Here is a 17,681-nt window from a genome sequence, read left to right as displayed (position 1 = left end):
CTTAGAAATTGTCGACAATCTATAATTACAATGAATCAGATAACTACTCTGCGACAAGCAACCCCTGAGAGCCGCACCCTGGCGGATCGAGTTTGCGGTGAAATCGTTACCGCGATCATCAAGGGGGATATCCCGCCTGGTCACAAGATCAGTGAGCCGGAACTGGCCCGAACCTACGGTATTAGTCGTGGGCCATTGCGTGAGGCGATCCGCCGCTTAGAAGGTTTACGGCTGGTCGTTCGCATACCTCACGTGGGGGCCCGGGTGGTCGAGCTGTCGTCGCAGGAGCTGATCGAGATCTACCACGTTCGTGAAGCGATGGAGGGCATGGCCTGCCGCCTGGCGGCGCAGAACATGACCGACGACGAGATCGAGAGTCTGCGGGCGTTACTCGACGAGCACGAGGATAGTCTGGAGCAGACCGAAGGGCGTTCCTACTTCCAGAAAGAGGGTGATCTGGATTTCCATTACCGAATTGTTCAGGGAAGTAAAAACAACAAGTTAATCGAATTACTTGGCGGAGAGCTTTACCATCTGGTGCGGATGTACCGGTATCAGTTCAGCCTCTCCAGTTCGCGCCCGGTGAGGGCGTTGGCCGAGCACCGCCACATTGTCGATGCGATTTCGCACCGGGACGGTGAATTGGCTGAAATGCTGATGCGACGTCATATCAGCGCCGCTCGAAAGAATATCGAGCAGAAACTCAAAACGAAGTTAGAAAGCGACCACTAATTCCTTAGACCGAGGGTAACTCATGGCACAACAACTGACCGCAGGCGGACGTTTCCGCAAAGCACTGGCTGAGAATAATCCGCTGCAAATCGTGGGTACCACCAACGCCTACCACGCGTTGATGGCTGAGCGGGTAGGACACCAGGCGATCTACCTGTCCGGTGGTGGTGTAGCTAACCACTCCTACGGTCTGCCTGATCTGGGCATGACCACCATGAATGATGTGCTGGAAGACGTACGTCGTATCTCCAGTGCCGTTGAAACCCCGCTGCTGGTAGATATCGATACCGGTTGGGGTGGAGCGTTCAATATTTCCCGTACCGTGAAAGAGATGATCAAGGCTGGCGCCGGTGCAATCCATATGGAAGACCAGGTTGCGCAGAAGCGTTGTGGTCACCGCCCGAATAAAGAGATCGTTTCGCTGGAAGAGATGGTTGACCGGGTTAAGGCGGCTGCCGACGGCCGTACCGATGACGACTTCTTTATCATTGCCCGTACCGATGCATTCCAGATGGAAGGCCTGAACGCGGCGGTTGAGCGCGCTCAAGCCTGTATCGAAGCCGGTGCCGATGGCATCTTCGCCGAAGCCGTCCATACCCTGGATGACTACAAGGCGTTCAGCTCCGCCATCGACGCGCCGCTGCTGGCCAACATCACCGAGTTTGGCGCCACGCCGCTGTTCAACAAAGAAGAGCTGGCCGCTGCCGGTTGTGAAATGGTGCTGTACCCGCTGAGTGCTTTCCGTGCTGCCAACAAGGCTGCGCTGGCGGTGTACGAAAACATTCTCTCCAAGGGTGATCAGAAGGACGTGGTCGATCTGATGCAGACCCGGATGGAACTGTACGATTTCCTTAACTACCACGACTTCGAGCAGAAGCTGGACGCCCTGTTCGCAGAAGGTAAGAACAAATAATAACAATATTCAGTTGGCTCCGGCTTTGCCGGAGCCCCAATCTGATTCGCAAAAGCTAAAAAAGAGATAGGAGTTTCACATGGTTGATAAAAAACTGGGTGGCGCAGGTCTGCGTGGCCAGTCTGCAGGTTCCACTGCCCTTTGTACTGTTGGTAAAAGTGGTGCTGGCCTGACCTACCGTGGATACGACATGGTTGAACTGGCCGATAAAGCCAGCTTTGAAGAAGTAGCTTATCTTCTGTTGAAGGGCAAACTGCCGAACCAGGCAGAGCTGGATGCTTACGTGGCTAAGCTCAAGACCCTGCGCGGTCTGCCCGATGCCTTGAAGACTGTTCTTGAGCAGATTCCGGCCTCCGCCCACCCGATGGACGTGATGCGTACCGGCTGTTCCATGCTGGGCAACCTGGAAACCGAGCAGGACTTCTCCGAGCAGCAGGACCAAGTTGATCGCATGCTGGCAGCGTTCCCGTCGATCATCAACTACTGGTACCGCTTCAGCCACGACGGTGTTCGGATCGAGACTGAAACCGACGACGATTCCATCGGCGGTCACTTCCTGCACCTGCTCAAGGGCGAAAAGCCCAACGAGCTGCACGCCAAAGTGATGAACGTGTCGCTGATCCTGTACGCCGAGCACGAGTTTAACGCCTCTACCTTCACCGCCCGTGTCTGTGCCTCGACTCTGTCCGACATCCACAGCTGTATCACCGGTGCGATCGGTTCCCTGCGTGGCCCGCTGCACGGTGGTGCCAACGAAGCGGCGATGGAGATGATCGAGAACTGGACCAGCGCCGACGAAGCCGAGCGCGAAATGATGGGCATGCTGGAGCGCAAGGAAAAGATCATGGGCTTCGGCCACGCGATCTACCGCGAATCCGATCCGCGTAATGCCGTGATCAAGGGTTGGTCCGAGAAGCTGGCTGCCGACGTTGGTGACGAAGTGCTGTACCCGGTCTCCGTTCGTTGTGAAGAGGTTATGTGGCGCGAGAAGAAGCTGTTCTGTAACGCTGACTTCTTCCACGCTTCGGCCTACCACTTCATGGGTATCCCGACCAAGCTGTTCACCCCGATCTTTGTCTGCTCTCGTTTGACCGGTTGGGCTGCGCACGTCTTTGAGCAGCGCGCCGATAACCGCATCATCCGTCCGAGTGCCGACTACACCGGTCCGGAAAACCGTCCGGTTGAGCCGATCGAAGCACGCGACTAAGCGCTGCCAGGCGGAGCAGGGGTGACCTTCTGCTCCGCCGTCCTGAACACACAAGCCGAACACACAAGATGGGTTTCGCTATGAATACTCAATACCGTAAGCCGCTGGCCGGTACCGATCTGGATTACTACGATACCCGTGAGGCGGTCGAAGCGATTCAGTCAGGAGCCTATGCCAAGCTGAATTACACCTCCAAAGTACTGGCTGAACAGCTGGTGCGTCGCTGTGAGCCCGAGGCGTTGACCGACTCGCTCAAGCAGCTGATCGACTGCAAGCGCGATCTGGACTTCCCCTGGTACCCCGCACGTGTTGTCTGTCACGACATCCTGGGTCAGACCGCACTGGTTGACCTGGCTGGTCTGCGTGACGCGATCGCCGATCAGGGCGGTGACCCGTCCAAGGTTAACCCGGTTGTTCCGACCCAGCTGATCGTTGACCACTCGCTGGCCGTTGAAGCACCGGGTTTCGACCCGGACGCGTTCGAAAAGAACCGTGAGATCGAAGACCGTCGTAACGAAGACCGCTTCCACTTTATCGAGTGGTGTAAGACTGCGTTCGACAATGTAGACGTAATCCCTGCCGGTAACGGCATCATGCACCAGATCAACCTGGAGAAGATGTCTCCGGTGATCCAGGCCCGTGACGGCGTTGCTTACCCGGATACCTGTGTGGGTACCGACTCCCACACTCCGCACGTTGACGCCCTGGGCGTTATCGCGATCGGTGTCGGTGGTCTGGAAGCCGAGACCGTGATGCTGGGCCGTCCGTCGATGATGCGTCTGCCCGATATCGTTGGCGTTAAGATCGTCGGCGAGCGTCAGCCGGGCATCACCGCCACCGATATCGCCCTGGCGATGACCGAGTTCCTGCGGAATGAGAAAGTCGTTTCCGCCTACCTCGAGTTCTTCGGCCCGGGTGCTGCATCCCTGTCGATCGGTGACCGCGCCACGCTGTCCAATATGACACCGGAATACGGCGCTTCTGCCGGTATGTTCTATATCGACGAGCAGACCATCGACTACCTGAAGCTGACCGGTCGTGAGCCCGAGCAGGTTGCTCTGGTTGAACAATACGCCAAGCTGACCGGCCTGTGGGCCGACGACATGGTCGATGCCAAGTACGAGCGTGTACTGGAGTTTGATCTGTCCAGCGTTGTCCGCAACATGGCTGGTCCGTCCAACCCGCACCGCCGTCTGCCGACCTCATCACTGAATGAGCGCGGCATTGCGTCCGATGAACTGCTGGCTGCGGCCAAGGCCGAAGAGGCCGAAGGCCTGATGCCCGATGGTGCAGTCATCATCGCTGCGATCACCTCCTGTACCAACACCTCCAACCCGCGCAACGTTGTTGCTGCTGGCCTGGTGGCTAAGAAAGCCAACGAGCTGGGTCTGGTTCGTAAGCCTTGGGTTAAGTCGTCGTTCGCGCCGGGTTCCAAGGTTGCCAAACTGTACCTGGAAGAAGCCGGTCTGCTGCCTGAGCTGGAGAAACTGGGCTTCGGTATCGTGGCTTACGCCTGTACGACCTGTAACGGTATGTCCGGTGCGCTGGATCCTGCGATTCAGCAGGAGATCATCGATCGTGATCTGTACGCCACCGCGGTCCTGTCCGGTAACCGTAACTTCGATGGCCGTATTCATCCGTACGCCAAGCAGGCGTTCCTGGCCTCGCCGCCGCTGGTTGTTGCCTACGCCATCGCCGGAACCATGCGTTTCGACATCGAAAAGGATGTGCTGGGTGTCGACAAAGATGGCAATCCGATCACTCTGAAAGACATCTGGCCGTCTGACGAAGAGATCGATGCACTGGTCGAGAAGAGCGTTAAGCCGGAGCAGTTCAACCAGATCTACATCCCGATGTTTGACCTGGGTGAGATCGAGAAGGCGCCAAGCCCGCTGTACGACTGGCGTCCGCAAACCACCTACATCCGTCGTCCTCCCTACTGGGAAGGCGCGCTGGCAGGTGAGCGCACCATGAAGGGCATGCGTCCGCTGGCGGTTCTGGGTGACAACATCACCACCGACCACCTGTCTCCGTCCAACGCCATCCTGCCGGACTCGGCCGCTGGCGAGTACTGCGGCAAGATGGGTCTGAAGCCTGAGGATTACAACTCCTACGCAACTCACCGTGGTGACCACCTGACGGCACAGCGTGCCACCTTCGCTAACCCGAAACTGCTCAACGAGATGTGTCTCGACGACAACGGTGAAGTGAAGCAGGGTTCCCTGGCGCGGATCGAGCCGGAAGGCAAAGAGAGCCGCATGTGGGAAGCTATCGAGACCTACATGGAGCGTAAGCAGCCGCTGATCTTGATCGCCGGTGCTGACTACGGTCAGGGTTCTTCCCGTGACTGGGCTGCCAAAGGTGTTCGTCTGGCAGGCGTTGAAACCATCGTTGCTGAAGGCTTCGAGCGTATCCACCGTACCAACCTGGTTGGTATGGGCGTTCTGCCACTGCAGTTCAAAGATGGCGAAACCCGTAAGACTTACGGCATCGACGGTACCGAAACCTTCGACGTTGAGGGCGACATCAGCCCACGTTGCGACATGACCGTGGTCATGACCCGCAAGAACGGCGAAAAGGTACAGATCCCAGTGACCTGTCGTCTGGATACAGCCGAAGAAGTGGTTGTCCACGCCGCCGGTGGTGTTCTTCAGCGTTTCGCTCAGGATTTCCTGGCTGCCAACGCTTAAGCGCCGCAATCAATCCTGCTGGGGCTTCGGCCCCGCAGGATTGAATTTTTCAACATCAAACAAGTGACTCGTTATAGCCGTTTGGCTGCAGTTGGTGCCTCGTGTACCTGAGCATTCCGGCTAAATCGCTATAACGCCCAGTCTCAAACCCGACTTACAAAAGGATACAGACCCATGGCCCATGCTCCTCAGATTAAAGTTCCCGCCACCTATATCCGTGGTGGTACCAGCAAAGGCGTATTCTTCAACCTGACCGATCTGCCCGAGTCTGCGCAGGTGCCGGGTGAGGCTCGGGATAACCTGTTGCTGCGTGTTATCGGTAGCCCGGATCCCTATGGTAAGCAGACCGACGGCATGGGCGGGGCGACCTCCAGCACCAGCAAGACCGTGATTCTGTCCAAGAGCAACGAGCCGGATCACGATGTTGACTACCTGTTTGGTCAGGTCTCCATCGACAAGCCGTTCGTCGACTGGAGCGGCAACTGCGGCAACCTGACCGCTGCGGTCGGTGCCTTTGCCATCAGTAGCGGACTGGTCGACGCCGATCGGATTCCGGAGAACGGGATTGCTGTGGTCCGGATCTGGCAGGCCAATATCAACAAGACCATTATCGCCAATGTGCCGATGACCAATGGTGAAGTGCAGGAAACCGGCGACTTCGAGCTTGACGGGGTGACCTTCCCGGCAGCGGAAGTACAGGTTGAATTTATCAGCCCGGTCGATGCCACCGACGCGATGTTCCCGACCGGCAACCTGGTCGACGATCTGGAAGTGCCGGGGATCGGTACCTTCAAGGCCACCATGATCAACGCCGGTATCCCGACCGTGTTCCTCAACGCCGAAGATATTGATTACACCGGCACCGAGTTGCAGGAAGCGATTAACGGCGATCCTGAAGCTCTGGAACGGTTTGAGACCATTCGTGCCCATGGCGCCGTGAAGATGGGCCTGATCAGCGATGTGTCTGAAGCAGCCGGTCGTCAGCACACCCCGAAAGTGGCGTTCTGCGCCGCACCGAAGAGCTACGTATCGTCCAGCGGTAAAGAGATCAGCGCCGATGCGATCGATCTGAATGTTCGAGCGTTGTCGATGGGTAAGCTGCACCACGCGATGATGGGTACCGCTGCCGTAGCGATCGGCACCGCAGCCACTATCCCGGGCACGCTGGTCAATCTGGCCGCCGGCGGCGGTGAGCGAGAGGCAGTCACCTTCGGCCACCCTTCAGGCACGTTGAAAGTAGGCGCCGAGGCTAGCGAAAACGGTGGAGATTGGACCGTCAACAAGGTGGTGATGAGCCGCAGCGCTAGAGTACTGATGGAAGGCTGGGTTCGGGTGCCCGGCGATAGCTTCTAACGGATTACGTTGATTCAATGCGGTTGATCTTGGTATTGGATCGGCCGTTTTGAGATGCCACCTCATGGTGGTGCCCCCGAGTCATCCGGGCAGGTTCTATGCTGCCTGGGTGCATTAACTGTCAGGCCTCCCTATCAAGGCCTGACGGGTAATTGATTGGCCCCGAATTCGAAAGAATCCGGGGCCTTTTTTTTGCGTCTATTGTGGGGCTTCTGTGCCAAACAGGTGACGATCGGTAGCGATACTCGCGCTGCTTGCTTGATAATTAACATGCGTTCAATATAATCAACGGATCGATTTTGAGGTCCGTTTATGTCACAAACCGCCACTTCCTCCCCTCAGACCGACTCGTCTGTCGGGCACAGCCACTTCGAAGATCTCTTCGCATTGATCTCCGGTACCTCCTTTGTCGCCTTGGGGGTGTTCCTGTTCAATCAGCTGGGGCTGTTGACCGGCGGTACGGCGGGTATTGCTTTGCTGTTGACCCACTTGAGTCCGTTGAGCTTCGGGCAGATCTTCTTTCTAATCAACTTACCGTTCTATTACTTGGCGTACCGCCAGATGGGTTGGCGTTTTTGTCTGAATACCTTTATCTCGGTGGCAACGGTGTCGCTGATGGTGGATTACGCCGGGTTGTTTATCGAGGTCACTAGGTTGGAGCCGCTGGTTGCGGCGGTGATCGGTGGCTTCCTGATGGGTATGGGGATGCTGATTCTATTTCGGCATCGTTCCAGCCTGGGTGGCCTGGGTATTCTGGCGCTGTTTCTGCAGGCCAAGCACGGTATTCGCGCCGGTAAATTTCAGCTGGCCGTCGACTGTTTGATCCTGCTCTGTTCCTTCTTTATCGTCAGTTGGCAACTGCTGGCGTTCTCGATTCTGGGGGCCGTCGCGTTGAATATGGTGATCACACTGAATCACAAGCCGGGGCGCTATCAGATTACCTGAGCAAATCGGTTGGAATTGATTGATTCAGGCGCATCGCTGTCGTATAACAACTGTCGTATTACAATAGCCCCGTTAATTGAGCCGACCAGGTAGTGGAGCCCGATGAGCATTGATAAAGAGTTGTTTGAACGTAACCGCCAGTGGGCAGATTCGATCAAGCAGCAGGACCCCGAATACTTCAAGCGCCTTTCCGAACAACAAAGCCCCGAGATCCTGTGGATCGGCTGCTCAGACAGTCGTGTACCGGCCAATCAGTTGCTGAAATTGGCCCCCGGTGAGGTCTTCGTTCATCGTAATATCGCCAACGTGGTGGTGCATACCGACCTGAACTGCTTGTCGGTTATTCAGTATGCCGTGCAGGTGCTTAAGGTGAAGCACATTATCGTTTGTGGCCACTACGGTTGTGGTGGTATCCAGGCCGCACTGGAAGGCAAGGAGAACGGTCTGATCGACAACTGGCTGCGCCATATCAAGGACGTACATCGCTACCATCGCGAAAAGTTTGAATCCTGCGAAGATGAGCGTGAACGGTTGAATCTGCTCTGTGAACTAAACGTGATCGAGCAAGTGGGCAATGTCTGTCACAGTACCATCGTCAAGCATGCCTGGCGTTCGGGTCAGGAGCTCAGTGTTCACGGTTGGATCTACAGCATTGAGAACGGCATCCTCAAGGATTTGGGCATGACGATCAAAAATCCTCAGGAGCTTTCTGCCTCTACCCAGTTGCGCTGATCATCTACACTGTCAACAGGGAGTGCTGATGGGGGAGGTAAAGGTGCAACAGTACCAGGGCCGTTGCCATTGCGGTGCGGTAAGCTTCAGCTTTACCGGTGATCCCATCGAGCAGGGTTTGCGCTGCAACTGTTCCCTTTGTGCCCGCAAAGGTGCGCTGATGTTGCCTTACCTGCTGAGCCGCGAACAGCTTAAAATCGAGGCTAACCCCGACAGTCTCGGGCTCTATCAATTCGGCTCGCGAGTTGCCAAACACTACTTTTGTCGTCACTGTGGAATCTATACCTTCCATGAGACCCTGAGGACTCCGGGCAGTCTCAGGGTTAATCTGGGTTGTATCGAAGAGCTGGATCTTGAAACGCTAGCTATTCAGCGTTTTGACGGCAAGCATCTGTTGTAAAGACGGATAAGCACCAAGGAGAATGCTGTGGCCAAAGGGCTTCATGAGCACCAATTGCGTCATCAGGGGTTGAACCGGTTCGGTAAGGACCTGACCCGCCGGGCGGGCTCGTGCTGTGAGCTGTGTGAAAACAGCGGCGTTAAGCTTAGTATTCATGAGGTTCCTCCGGTGCCTCAGGAGCCGGATTACGATCACTGCGCATTCCTTTGCGAGCGTTGTATCGAACAGCTTGAATACCCCAAACGCCGTGATCCGGATTACTGGCATTTTCTTTCAAAGACGGTCTGGCACGAAGTGCCGGCGATACAGGTGCTGTCGGTGTGGATGTGTCGTCAACTGGCCGATCAAGTGCCCTGGGCCGCCGAGCTGCTGGAGCAGCTGTACCTCAACCCAGAGGTGGAAGAGTGGCTGGATCGTCTGGAAAAGAGCTGATCCGCTCGCCAACAACTTCATTCGTCTCATTTGTTAAGGATTCGCTAGGGTGACTCCCGATCAGCTGTTGCAGAAGCGCTATTGGATCTTTGATCTCGATGGCACGCTGACCCTGCCGCTACATGACTTTACCGCGATGCGGGCAGAGCTCGGGATTCCCAATGGCGCAGGCATTCTGGAGCATATCGAGCAGCAACCGGAGCCGCTTCGAAGCGAATTGAATACGATTCTGGATCGCATCGAACTGGATGTGGCTCGGCGGTCCGAACCGATGCCGCTCGCTTGCGAACTGGTGCGCAGGCTGATTGAGCGGGGGTGTGAGCTGGCTATTTTGACCCGCAACCGGCGTGATTGCGTCGATATCGTGCTGCAGCGATTGGGGTTGCTGGGGTGTTTCGAGCCTGCGGCCATCATCGCCAGTGGATGTGCGACCCCCAAGCCATCTCCGGACGGTATCCACCGTCTGCTCGATGGCTGGCAATGCCGGCCTTCAGAAGCGGTGATGGTGGGGGACTTCCTCTATGACCTCGAGGCGGGCCGGGCCGCGGGTGTCGCAACCGTCCACTTTGCCGTCGATCGGCAGCAGCGATGGCCGGAGCTGACCGACCTGCTGCTGGAGGGGTTCGAGCCACTGCTCAGTCGATTACGCGACTGACAGAATAACCACTGCGCTGCAGCAGTGCCTGGACGCCGTTTTCACTGCCGAAGTGAGCCGCGCCGATAGCGATAAACAGTGACTGCTGAGGATGGGCGCGCAGCTCCTGTTCAACCCGCTGCGCCATTAATCGATTGCGATTGTCGATCAGTCCCCGCTCCAGCTTTTGCAGAATTTTATCGTCCAGCTGCCACTGGGTTTCGAACAGGCTGTTCAGTTGATCGGGGTCCCCGCTGCGGTAGGCGGCGTAGGTCTGCTGCATCCAGGAATTTTCTTTTGTCTGTTGCGCCAGAGAATCCAGGGTCGCTTCCAACATGGCGATCTGCTCGGCGAAACTGAGCTGCTCGAAGACACCGACCTGTTGCTGCGGGGTTTCCAGCGCCCCGGTCTTTTTACCGGCCTGCAGAGCCCGTTGGTAGAGGCGTTGGTCCATCGCCGGCTGTTGGCCGTAGTTGAGCTGGTCTTCGATCAGGGTCAGGGCCACGGTAAAAGCCCACAGCTTCAAGCGGTCAAACAGCGCCAGATTGAGATTCGGATTGATCCTGGCCAACTCCTGGTTGCTGCGCTGACGCAGTTTCGGCGGTAGTGAGCTGCTGAGGCTGCGGCCGGGCGGCAGCTGCAAAAGCTGTTGGGTGGTTTGCAGGGTAGGGGGATCGAGAGTCAGCTCACCATAGAAACGATCGGCTTGGTTGAACGCTTTCTCTACCGAAGCAGGCAGCTGGTTGAGCTCCGGGTGGCCGCTATGGATGGTGCCGAACAGGTAATGGCTGCGGCCATTATGTTCCAGCTGCCATAAAAACGGCTGTCCAGCCTGGGCGGAAACCCAGGGTAGGCACAGCAGTAACAGCAGGGCTAGCAACGCCAGTGATCGTTTGCTGACGAGGTAATGACTGAGTCGAGCAGGGTGTCTCGAAACGGATGAGGCTGAGTACATCTGCGGCTCCTTGCATGATGGATTGTAGGATCAACGATCGCGTTACGACGATACGGACTATTCTATCGACCGTCGTCCAGCCAGACAGTTTCAAGCTTAGAGCGTGTCGAAATCGAGTTCGGTGCTGTCGATCCACTCGATGAATTTATCCGCGGGTAGCGGCGGGCTGAACAGGAAGCCCTGTCCCATCGGGCAGCGGTGCTCCAGCAGGAAGTCGAGCTGCTCCTGGGTCTCTACCCCTTCTGCGATTACATTCAGGCCCAGGCCGCGGGCCATCAAGATGATCGCTTTGATTATGGCGGCATCTTCACGGTCGACCATCAGGTCACGGACAAAGCCGCGGTCGATCTTCAGGCTGGTCAGCGGGAAGCGTTTCAGGTACTGCAGGTTGGAGTAACCGGTACCGAAGTCGTCGATACTGATTTCTACCCCCAGCTGGCGCAGCTGAACCAGTTTCTCATTGGCACTGCTGCTGGCGTCGACCACCATACTTTCGGTTATCTCGAGCTCAAGCGCATCGGTAGATAGTTTGGTCCGTTCCAGGGTTTTGCGTACATCCTCCACCAGGTCAGCTTTGGCAAACTGTCGCGCCGACAGGTTTACCGAAACCCGCAGATGGGTAAAGCCCTGCTGGTGCCACTCCTGAGTCTGGCGGCAGGCTTCTTCTAGTACCCATTGCCCCAGGGGAACAATCAGCCCGGTTTCCTCTGCCACCGGAATAAAATCGGCCGGAGAGATCAGGCCCTGGGTGGGGTGGTGCCAGCGAATCAGTGCTTCCATTCCCAGCACGCGGCGACTGTGCAGCTCCAGTTTTGGCTGGTAATAGAGCGCAAACTGCTGCTTCTCGATCGCTTCACGGAGCTGATTTTCCAGCATCAGACGTGAAGAGGCGCGGTCCTGCAGCTTCTGGGTGAAGTAATGGAATGAGTTGCGGCCCTGCTCTTTGGCCTGGTACATCGCCATATCGGCATGGCGCAGCAGGGTTTCGGCATCTTCACCGTCGTCGGGGTAGAGGGCAATGCCGATGCTGGCGCCGACATGCAGCTGCTGGCCAACCAGCTCGATCGGTTCCTGAATCCGTTTCAGCATCCGCTCCACCAGAGCGGTGGCGCTATCGATATCGCTCAGCTCGGAGACGATAACGGTAAACTCATCACCACCGAGGCGGGTCACGGTGTCGTTCTCGCGGACTTCGCTGGACAGGCGGCCGGCAACGACTTTCAGCAGCTCGTCGCCGACGCTGTGGCCGAAGGAGTCATTCACGTGTTTGAAGCGGTCCAGATCGAGGAACAACAACGCTAATCGGCCCTGATGGCGTCGGGTCGACAGAATTTCATGCTTCAGGCGCTCTTGGAACAGAGTCCGGTTCGGTAACCCGGTAAGCGGATCGTAGTAAGCCATCCGCTCCAGCTCTTTTTCGGTCTGCTTGATGTTGCTGATATCCGAGAAAACGCCGATATAGCGGTGATGGGGGTCGTTGGGGTCGCCGATTCGGTTGATGGTGATCCAGGCCGGGTAGACTTCACCACTGGCTTTTCGGTTCCATAGCTCGCCGTTCCAGGCGCCGGTCTGGTTAATCCGCTGCCACATCGCTTGGTAGAAAGCTTTGTCATGGTAGCCGGAGCTGTACTTGGCCGGGGTTAGGCCGATCATTTCGTCGCGATCGTAACCGCTGATACGGCTGAAGGCTTCATTGACCTGGATGATGCGGGTATTGGCGTCGGTGATAATTACCGCGTCGCTGGTGTGGTCGATAACCAGTTGTGACAGCTGTAGCTGCTCTAGCAGTTGGCGATGTTCGGTGATGTCCTGAAACAGCGACAGGAGACGGGGGCCGTCCGGGGTCTGCAGGTTGGAGTGAAAACAGCGCCAGCTACGTTCTTCGCCGTGGTAATTACTGAGGGTGATCTCCTGGCCATCCTCATAATTCTCGCTTTTTAGCAGCCTTTCAACCGACTCCGGCAAGTGCTGATACTGGCCCTTGGCGTCGAGCACAGTGGCTGGTAACGAGGACATCTTGCGTAGCGACTGGTTAATGTGGCTGATATCGCCGTTTTTGGGATCGGAGATCGCCATCCCTAACGGCGAGTCCTCAAAAGCGGCAAAGAAGGTGGCCTGACTGAATCGTTCTCGTTTGCGCTGTCGGTTGCGTATCCCCAAAGTCGCCAATGCCAATAAAGTCAGTAGGACAGAGCCGCCGCGGATAAACCAGCGATACGGTGATTGCTTGACCCAGCCTCCCTGAGGCTGTGCCACCATCTGCCAGGAGCCGTAGGGCAATATCACCTGTTGTCGCACATCGGACGTTTCAAAAACCTGCGGGTCGCCAAAGAAAATATCACCGTGGGGGCCGAGGCTGTCCCGCCCACGGATAGCCAGTTCAATATCCGGTTGTCTATCGAGTAAGCCCGCCTGTTGATAGAGTTTCTCGGTATGGATTACCGAAGAGACGATGCCCCAGAACTTGGGGTGATTCTGATTATCGCGGTAGAAAACCGGTAAGCGGACGATCAGGCCTATGCCGCCCTGTACCAGCTGTACCGGGCCGGCGATCACCATGGTATTCAAATCACGGGCCTTCAGGGCAGCATCCCGCTGGTCTGCCACCTTGTTATAGTCCAACCCCAAAGCTGCCTGGTTACCTTCTAACGGGTAAACATAGCGGATTACCAAATCCGGGGCGGCGGCGATATTTCGCAATGCATTCCGGTTTAAAAGCAGTTTGTCGGCCAGACTGTTGAACTGCTGTTCGCTGAACTCCGGGTTGGTGGAGATTGCCGCCGACATGCCGTTCAGCAGATGGAGATTAGAGTATAGGGTGCCTTCCAGTCGGGCTCGGACCAGGCTGAGTTTTTCGACAACCTCGACACGCTGCTCGTTCAAGTGACGGGTCGCGAACAGGTTTTCCAGAATGAGGTCCAGCAGTATTACGGCTGAGACAAGAACTAATATTTGGGTCAAGCGCATCTATGCAGCACACCTTTCGCTACCATCCCGGTATCATAGGTAAAATCGGCCCTAAGCGCATGAAATGATAAAGACTAAGAGACGACAGCTTGATTTGGGTCTAAGGTAGCCCCGATCTTTTTTGAAACTGCCTATCTATCAGCAAGTTTAAGGAGCATTTATGGATCTTTTACCCGATCTTTGTGATCAATACCCGGAGCTGGTCAAGGTAGTCGAACCGATGTTCGGCAATTTTGGAGGACGTGAAGTTTTCGGTGGTGAGATGGTTACCATCAAAGCCTACGAAGATAACTCGTTGGTACGTGAACAGGTGGCTCAACCCGGGCAGGGCAAAGTGCTGGTGGTTGATGGCGGTGGCTCGATGCGTCGTGCCATGCTCGGTGATATGTTGGCTGAAAAAGCCGCCGATAACGGCTGGGAAGGTATCGTGATCTACGGTTGTATTCGCGATGTGGACGCCATCGGCGAAACCGATCTGGGCGTAGCGGCGCTGGGAACTCACCCGATGAAGACCGAAAAGCGGGGGCTGGGAGACCTTAATGTCGAACTTTGCTTCGGTGGCGTGACCTTCCGCCCCGGCGAATACCTCTATGCTGATAATAATGGCGTGCTGGTTTCCGCCGAGCCGTTAGAGGTCAAGGACTAAAACCTAAGCAGTCGATTAATGGCCCTTGATAACCAAGGGCCATGTTTTTGTCGGGTAGGAATCCAGTTATGGCAAGTGTTAGCAAGGTGCTGATCGTAGAAGACAGCCTGACGATGGGGCGCGTGCTTAGTTATTTGGTGCGCCAGAAACTGGGATTTAATCCCGTTGTTAAGGCTTCACTGGAACAAACCCGGCAGTACCTGAATGAGGGTTATGACCCGGATCTTGTCGCGGCAGTTGTCGATCTGAATCTACCCGACGCCCCCAATGGCGAGGCGGTTGATGTCGTTATGGATAAGGGGCTGCCGGTGATTGTGTTATCGGGCCTAGTCGATCCAGAGACGCGCCGCACCTTGCTGGAAAAAGGGGTAGTTGATTACCTCAACAAGGAAGGACGCTACGCCTACGAATACGTAATCAAGTTGATCCGCCGCTTGGTCTATAATCCGGGCATCAAAACCCTGGTCGTTGATGACTCGAGGGTCAGCCGGGGCCTGATGGTCTCATTGCTGCGGCAGTACAACATCGATCCGATGGAAGCAGCCAATGGAGCCCAGGCGCTGGAATTGCTGCAACAGCAGCCGGATATCAAGCTGCTGATCACCGACTTCAATATGGAGCGCATGGACGGGTTTGAGCTGACGACCCGTATTCGTCAGCAGTACTCCCCTGAGCAGCTGGTGATTATCGGGGTGTCATCGGTTGAAGACGATGGCGCCTTGTCGGCGAAGTTCATCAAGAGCGGCGCCAACGACTTTCTCCAGAAACCATTTTCCCACGAAGAGTTTCACTGCCGCATCATGCAGAACCTGGAGCTGATGGAGATGATCCAACAGCTGAATCGGGCCGCTTCGACAGATGCATTGACCGGCCTATCGAACCGTCGCCATTTCTTCGAACAGGGCAGCAAACTCTTGAAGCAAGCGGATGCCGAGCAGCAGTCGGTGTGCGTGGCGCAGTTGGATCTGGATCACTTTAAGCAGATCAATGATAACTACGGCCATGAAGCCGGGGACCAGGTGCTGGTGGCTTTTGCGCAGTTACTCGAGCAGCATTTTCCAACCCAATTGTGCGGTCGAATGGGAGGAGAGGAGTTTGCGCTGGTATTGCCCGGTAGTGATGCTCAACAGGCAATCCAGCTACTTGAGCAATTTCAGTTGCGAATCAACGAACACACCTGGCGCTACCAGCAACAACCGCTTTCGGTGAGCTGCAGCATCGGCCTGTCGACCGATGCTGGTGATCTCGATGAACGATTGCGCTTGGCCGATCAGGCCTTGTATCGGGCTAAAGCGGAAGGGCGGAATCGGATCTGTTCAGGCAATTAGTCGTTTGCAGAACTCATCTTAGCCGGGTTGTAGAGCTTCCTGTCGCTCTGTTTCAGGTTGGTCGCGATCAGGGGGCTGAACTCCATGAGCGACAGAATATCCCGCTCCAGCTCAAGCCCTGGGGCAATTTCGATCAGCTCGATGCCCTTTTCGGTTAGTTGAAACACGCAGCGTTCGGTGATGTAGAGCACCTTTTGGCCGCGTTGAGCGGCATAACGGCCGTTGAAGGTCAGGTGGTCGATATCACTGACAAATTTCTTTACCAGCGATGGGGATGACTGCGGTGCTTTAAGGCCATCGGCGTCTATACCCAGCTTGGGGTCGCCGCTGCAGAATGTGCCCATGAAATAGACTTCCCGTGCATTCTGGCTGATGTTGATAAAGCCTCCGGCGCCGGCGATGCGGCTGCCAAAACGGCTGACATTGACGTCACCGTTGGCGTTAACCTGGGCCATTCCAAGGAATGCCTGGTCCAAGCCGCCGCCATCGTAGAAATCGAACTGCGCGGGTTGATCGATGACCGAGTCCGGATTGATCACCGCGCCAAAGCTCAAACCGCCGGCGGGTAGGCCGCCGATACCGCCCGGTTCAATCGTCATGGTTACGCTGTCCAGTTGGCCCTCTTCTTCGGCTACCGGTGCCAGGGTTTCCGGCATGCCGATCCCCAGATTGATTACCGAGCCGGCCTTGAGTTCTTGCAAGGCACGACGGCCGATCAGTTTGCGCAGGTCCAGATCCAGTTTGGGTAGCTCGATATTATCCCGCTGCTCGCCGGTGTAGCTGGGATTGTAGGGCTCGGCGAAGGTTTGCCAGTGATGATCGGGATCGGCCAAGACCACTTTGTCGACCAGGATGCCTGGAATACGAACCATGCTGGGGTGCAGTGGCTCCCCTTGCTGCTGTCGTTCGACCTGAACGATGACGACACCGCCGTTGTTTTTGACCGCCTGGGCAATGGCCAGGCTCTCGAGTGGCAATGCCTCGCGCTCCATGGTGATGTTGCCCTGAGGGTCGGCAGTGGTGCCGCGCAGCAGCGCTGCTGTGATCGGAAAACCCTTGTACAGGAGGTACTCGCGGCCATCGATCTCGGTCAGTTTGACCAGTTCCTCTTGGGTGCAGCTATTGAGGCGGCCGCCGTCATGGCGAGGATCGACAAAGGTGTTGAGACCGACGTGGGTCAGGCAGCCGGGTCGGCCGGCGGCAATATCGCGAAACAGCTGGCAGATTACCCCTTGAGGCAGGTTGTAGGCTTCAATCTTGTTGTCGAGTGCCAATTTTCCCAGGCCGGGCACGAGCCCCCAGTGACCGCCGATTACCCGTTTGACCATGCCTTCATGGGCCAGATGGCTGAGTCCGCGACTTTGGCCGTCTCCTTGGCCGGCAGCGTATACCAGAGTCAGGTCTTTGGGGTGTCCCTGAGCGACGAAGCGCTGCTCCAATGCCGTGGCGAGCAACTCGGCGAAGCCGACACCGACAAAACCGGCGGTTGCCAAGGTGGCGTTGTCCGGAATCAGTGCGACGGCTTCGTCGGCACTGACAAATTTTGATGGTGTTGTTGCGGTCGAGGAATGCTGGTCGGGGCTCATGGGGAAATTCCTGTGTCGGGTCGCTCAGCGGAGGTGGAATGGCCTGCATCGGCGGCTTGGTCATTGTTGCCCTGTGGTGGCCGAGCGGCAACTGGCGACGTTTATTATTCTGGTAACAATATTAGTAACACTAGCAACCTTCACACCCGGTGGGCTAGAGG

The 17,681-nt window shown here is 56.5% G+C and carries 15 protein-coding genes; 12 read left to right on the top strand and 3 right to left on the bottom strand.

Features of this window, described 5'->3' with window-relative positions; all coding sequences use genetic code 11:
- Positions 1-30: 30 nt before the first annotated feature.
- The 10 genes from DV711_RS04075 (at position 31) to DV711_RS04030 (ending at position 10,059) form a co-directional block, all read left to right on the top strand.
- A complete protein-coding gene (locus tag DV711_RS04075; protein WP_114694358.1) occupies positions 31-732 on the top strand; it encodes a GntR family transcriptional regulator in 702 nt (233 codons plus the stop codon).
- Positions 733-754: 22 nt separating this feature from the next.
- Positions 755-1,645 carry a methylisocitrate lyase gene (prpB, locus tag DV711_RS04070; protein ID WP_114694357.1) on the top strand — a complete coding sequence of 297 codons (891 nt, stop codon included), beginning with the start codon at positions 755-757 and terminating at the stop codon, positions 1,643-1,645.
- 79 nt (positions 1,646-1,724) lie between these two features.
- Positions 1,725-2,852 (top strand): bifunctional 2-methylcitrate synthase/citrate synthase, encoded by a 1,128-nt coding sequence (gene prpC / locus DV711_RS04065; RefSeq protein WP_114694356.1) that lies wholly within the window; start codon positions 1,725-1,727, stop codon positions 2,850-2,852.
- Between the two features lie 80 nt (positions 2,853-2,932).
- On the top strand, positions 2,933-5,542 hold the full coding sequence (gene acnD / locus DV711_RS04060) for a Fe/S-dependent 2-methylisocitrate dehydratase AcnD (protein WP_114694910.1): 2,610 nt from the start codon (positions 2,933-2,935) through the stop codon (positions 5,540-5,542).
- 174 nt (positions 5,543-5,716) lie between these two features.
- The gene (prpF, locus tag DV711_RS04055; protein WP_114694355.1) at positions 5,717-6,895 is read left to right on the top strand and encodes a 2-methylaconitate cis-trans isomerase PrpF; all 1,179 of its coding nucleotides are present in this window, start codon (positions 5,717-5,719) and stop codon (positions 6,893-6,895) included.
- Positions 6,896-7,207: 312 nt separating this feature from the next.
- Entirely contained in the window at positions 7,208-7,840 is a 633-nt protein-coding gene (locus DV711_RS04050; RefSeq protein ID WP_114694354.1) for a YitT family protein, read from the top strand.
- Between the two features lie 102 nt (positions 7,841-7,942).
- Positions 7,943-8,572, top strand: a complete 630-nt coding sequence (gene can / locus DV711_RS04045; protein WP_114694353.1) for a carbonate dehydratase — start codon at positions 7,943-7,945, stop codon at positions 8,570-8,572.
- Positions 8,573-8,600: 28 nt separating this feature from the next.
- Complete coding sequence (locus tag DV711_RS04040) at positions 8,601-8,972, top strand: GFA family protein (protein WP_114694352.1); 372 nt, start codon at positions 8,601-8,603, stop codon at positions 8,970-8,972.
- 27 nt (positions 8,973-8,999) lie between these two features.
- Entirely contained in the window at positions 9,000-9,404 is a 405-nt protein-coding gene (locus DV711_RS04035) for a phnA protein (RefSeq protein ID WP_114694351.1), read from the top strand.
- Between the two features lie 49 nt (positions 9,405-9,453).
- Positions 9,454-10,059 (top strand): HAD family hydrolase, encoded by a 606-nt coding sequence (locus DV711_RS04030; protein ID WP_114694350.1) that lies wholly within the window; start codon positions 9,454-9,456, stop codon positions 10,057-10,059.
- On the opposite strand, the gene DV711_RS04025 is transcribed toward DV711_RS04030, so the two are convergent.
- Both DV711_RS04025 and DV711_RS04020 read right to left on the bottom strand, forming a co-directional pair.
- A complete protein-coding gene (locus DV711_RS04025; RefSeq protein ID WP_114694349.1) occupies positions 10,040-10,993 on the bottom strand; it encodes a TraB/GumN family protein in 954 nt (317 codons plus the stop codon). The genes DV711_RS04030 and DV711_RS04025 overlap by 20 nt on opposite strands.
- A gap of 96 nt (positions 10,994-11,089) precedes the next feature.
- A complete protein-coding gene (locus DV711_RS04020) occupies positions 11,090-13,960 on the bottom strand; it encodes an EAL domain-containing protein (protein ID WP_114694348.1) in 2,871 nt (956 codons plus the stop codon).
- 160 nt (positions 13,961-14,120) lie between these two features.
- Here DV711_RS04020 and rraA point away from each other — a divergent pair, with 160 nt between their 5' ends.
- Together rraA and DV711_RS04010 are read left to right on the top strand one after the other, a co-directional pair.
- The gene (gene rraA / locus DV711_RS04015; protein WP_114694347.1) at positions 14,121-14,606 is read left to right on the top strand and encodes a ribonuclease E activity regulator RraA; all 486 of its coding nucleotides are present in this window, start codon (positions 14,121-14,123) and stop codon (positions 14,604-14,606) included.
- 68 nt (positions 14,607-14,674) lie between these two features.
- On the top strand, positions 14,675-15,934 hold the full coding sequence (locus DV711_RS04010; RefSeq protein WP_165839996.1) for a diguanylate cyclase: 1,260 nt from the start codon (positions 14,675-14,677) through the stop codon (positions 15,932-15,934).
- On the opposite strand, the gene DV711_RS04005 is transcribed toward DV711_RS04010, so the two are convergent.
- A complete protein-coding gene (locus DV711_RS04005) occupies positions 15,931-17,520 on the bottom strand; it encodes an acyl CoA:acetate/3-ketoacid CoA transferase (RefSeq protein WP_114694345.1) in 1,590 nt (529 codons plus the stop codon). The two genes, DV711_RS04010 and DV711_RS04005, sit on opposite strands and share 4 nt — an antisense overlap.
- Positions 17,521-17,681: the final 161 nt, after the last annotated feature.

The organism is Motiliproteus coralliicola (genome assembly GCF_003345655.1).
Classification (GTDB): Bacteria; Pseudomonadota; Gammaproteobacteria; order Pseudomonadales; family Balneatricaceae; genus Motiliproteus; species Motiliproteus coralliicola.
Note: the sequence above shows the minus strand (reverse complement) of the source record. Positions and strands in the feature narration are given on the sequence as shown.

What these genes read in the sequence shown, in the direction of transcription:
- can (WP_114694353.1), top strand. Translation starts at nt 7,943, where the DNA reads ATGAGCATTGATAAAGAGTTGTTTGAACGTAACCGCCAGTGGGCAGAT.
- prpB (WP_114694357.1), top strand. Translation starts at nt 755, where the DNA reads ATGGCACAACAACTGACCGCAGGCGGACGTTTCCGCAAAGCACTGGCT.
- DV711_RS04075 (WP_114694358.1), top strand. Translation starts at nt 31, where the DNA reads ATGAATCAGATAACTACTCTGCGACAAGCAACCCCTGAGAGCCGCACC.
- acnD (WP_114694910.1), top strand. Translation starts at nt 2,933, where the DNA reads ATGAATACTCAATACCGTAAGCCGCTGGCCGGTACCGATCTGGATTAC.
- DV711_RS04005 (WP_114694345.1), bottom strand. Translation starts at nt 17,520, where the DNA reads ATGAGCCCCGACCAGCATTCCTCGACCGCAACAACACCATCAAAATTT.
- DV711_RS04020 (WP_114694348.1), bottom strand. Translation starts at nt 13,960, where the DNA reads ATGCGCTTGACCCAAATATTAGTTCTTGTCTCAGCCGTAATACTGCTG.
- DV711_RS04025 (WP_114694349.1), bottom strand. Translation starts at nt 10,993, where the DNA reads ATGTACTCAGCCTCATCCGTTTCGAGACACCCTGCTCGACTCAGTCAT.
- DV711_RS04040 (WP_114694352.1), top strand. Translation starts at nt 8,601, where the DNA reads ATGGGGGAGGTAAAGGTGCAACAGTACCAGGGCCGTTGCCATTGCGGT.
- prpF (WP_114694355.1), top strand. Translation starts at nt 5,717, where the DNA reads ATGGCCCATGCTCCTCAGATTAAAGTTCCCGCCACCTATATCCGTGGT.
- DV711_RS04010 (WP_165839996.1), top strand. Translation starts at nt 14,675, where the DNA reads ATGGCAAGTGTTAGCAAGGTGCTGATCGTAGAAGACAGCCTGACGATG.
- rraA (WP_114694347.1), top strand. Translation starts at nt 14,121, where the DNA reads ATGGATCTTTTACCCGATCTTTGTGATCAATACCCGGAGCTGGTCAAG.
- prpC (WP_114694356.1), top strand. Translation starts at nt 1,725, where the DNA reads ATGGTTGATAAAAAACTGGGTGGCGCAGGTCTGCGTGGCCAGTCTGCA.
- DV711_RS04050 (WP_114694354.1), top strand. Translation starts at nt 7,208, where the DNA reads ATGTCACAAACCGCCACTTCCTCCCCTCAGACCGACTCGTCTGTCGGG.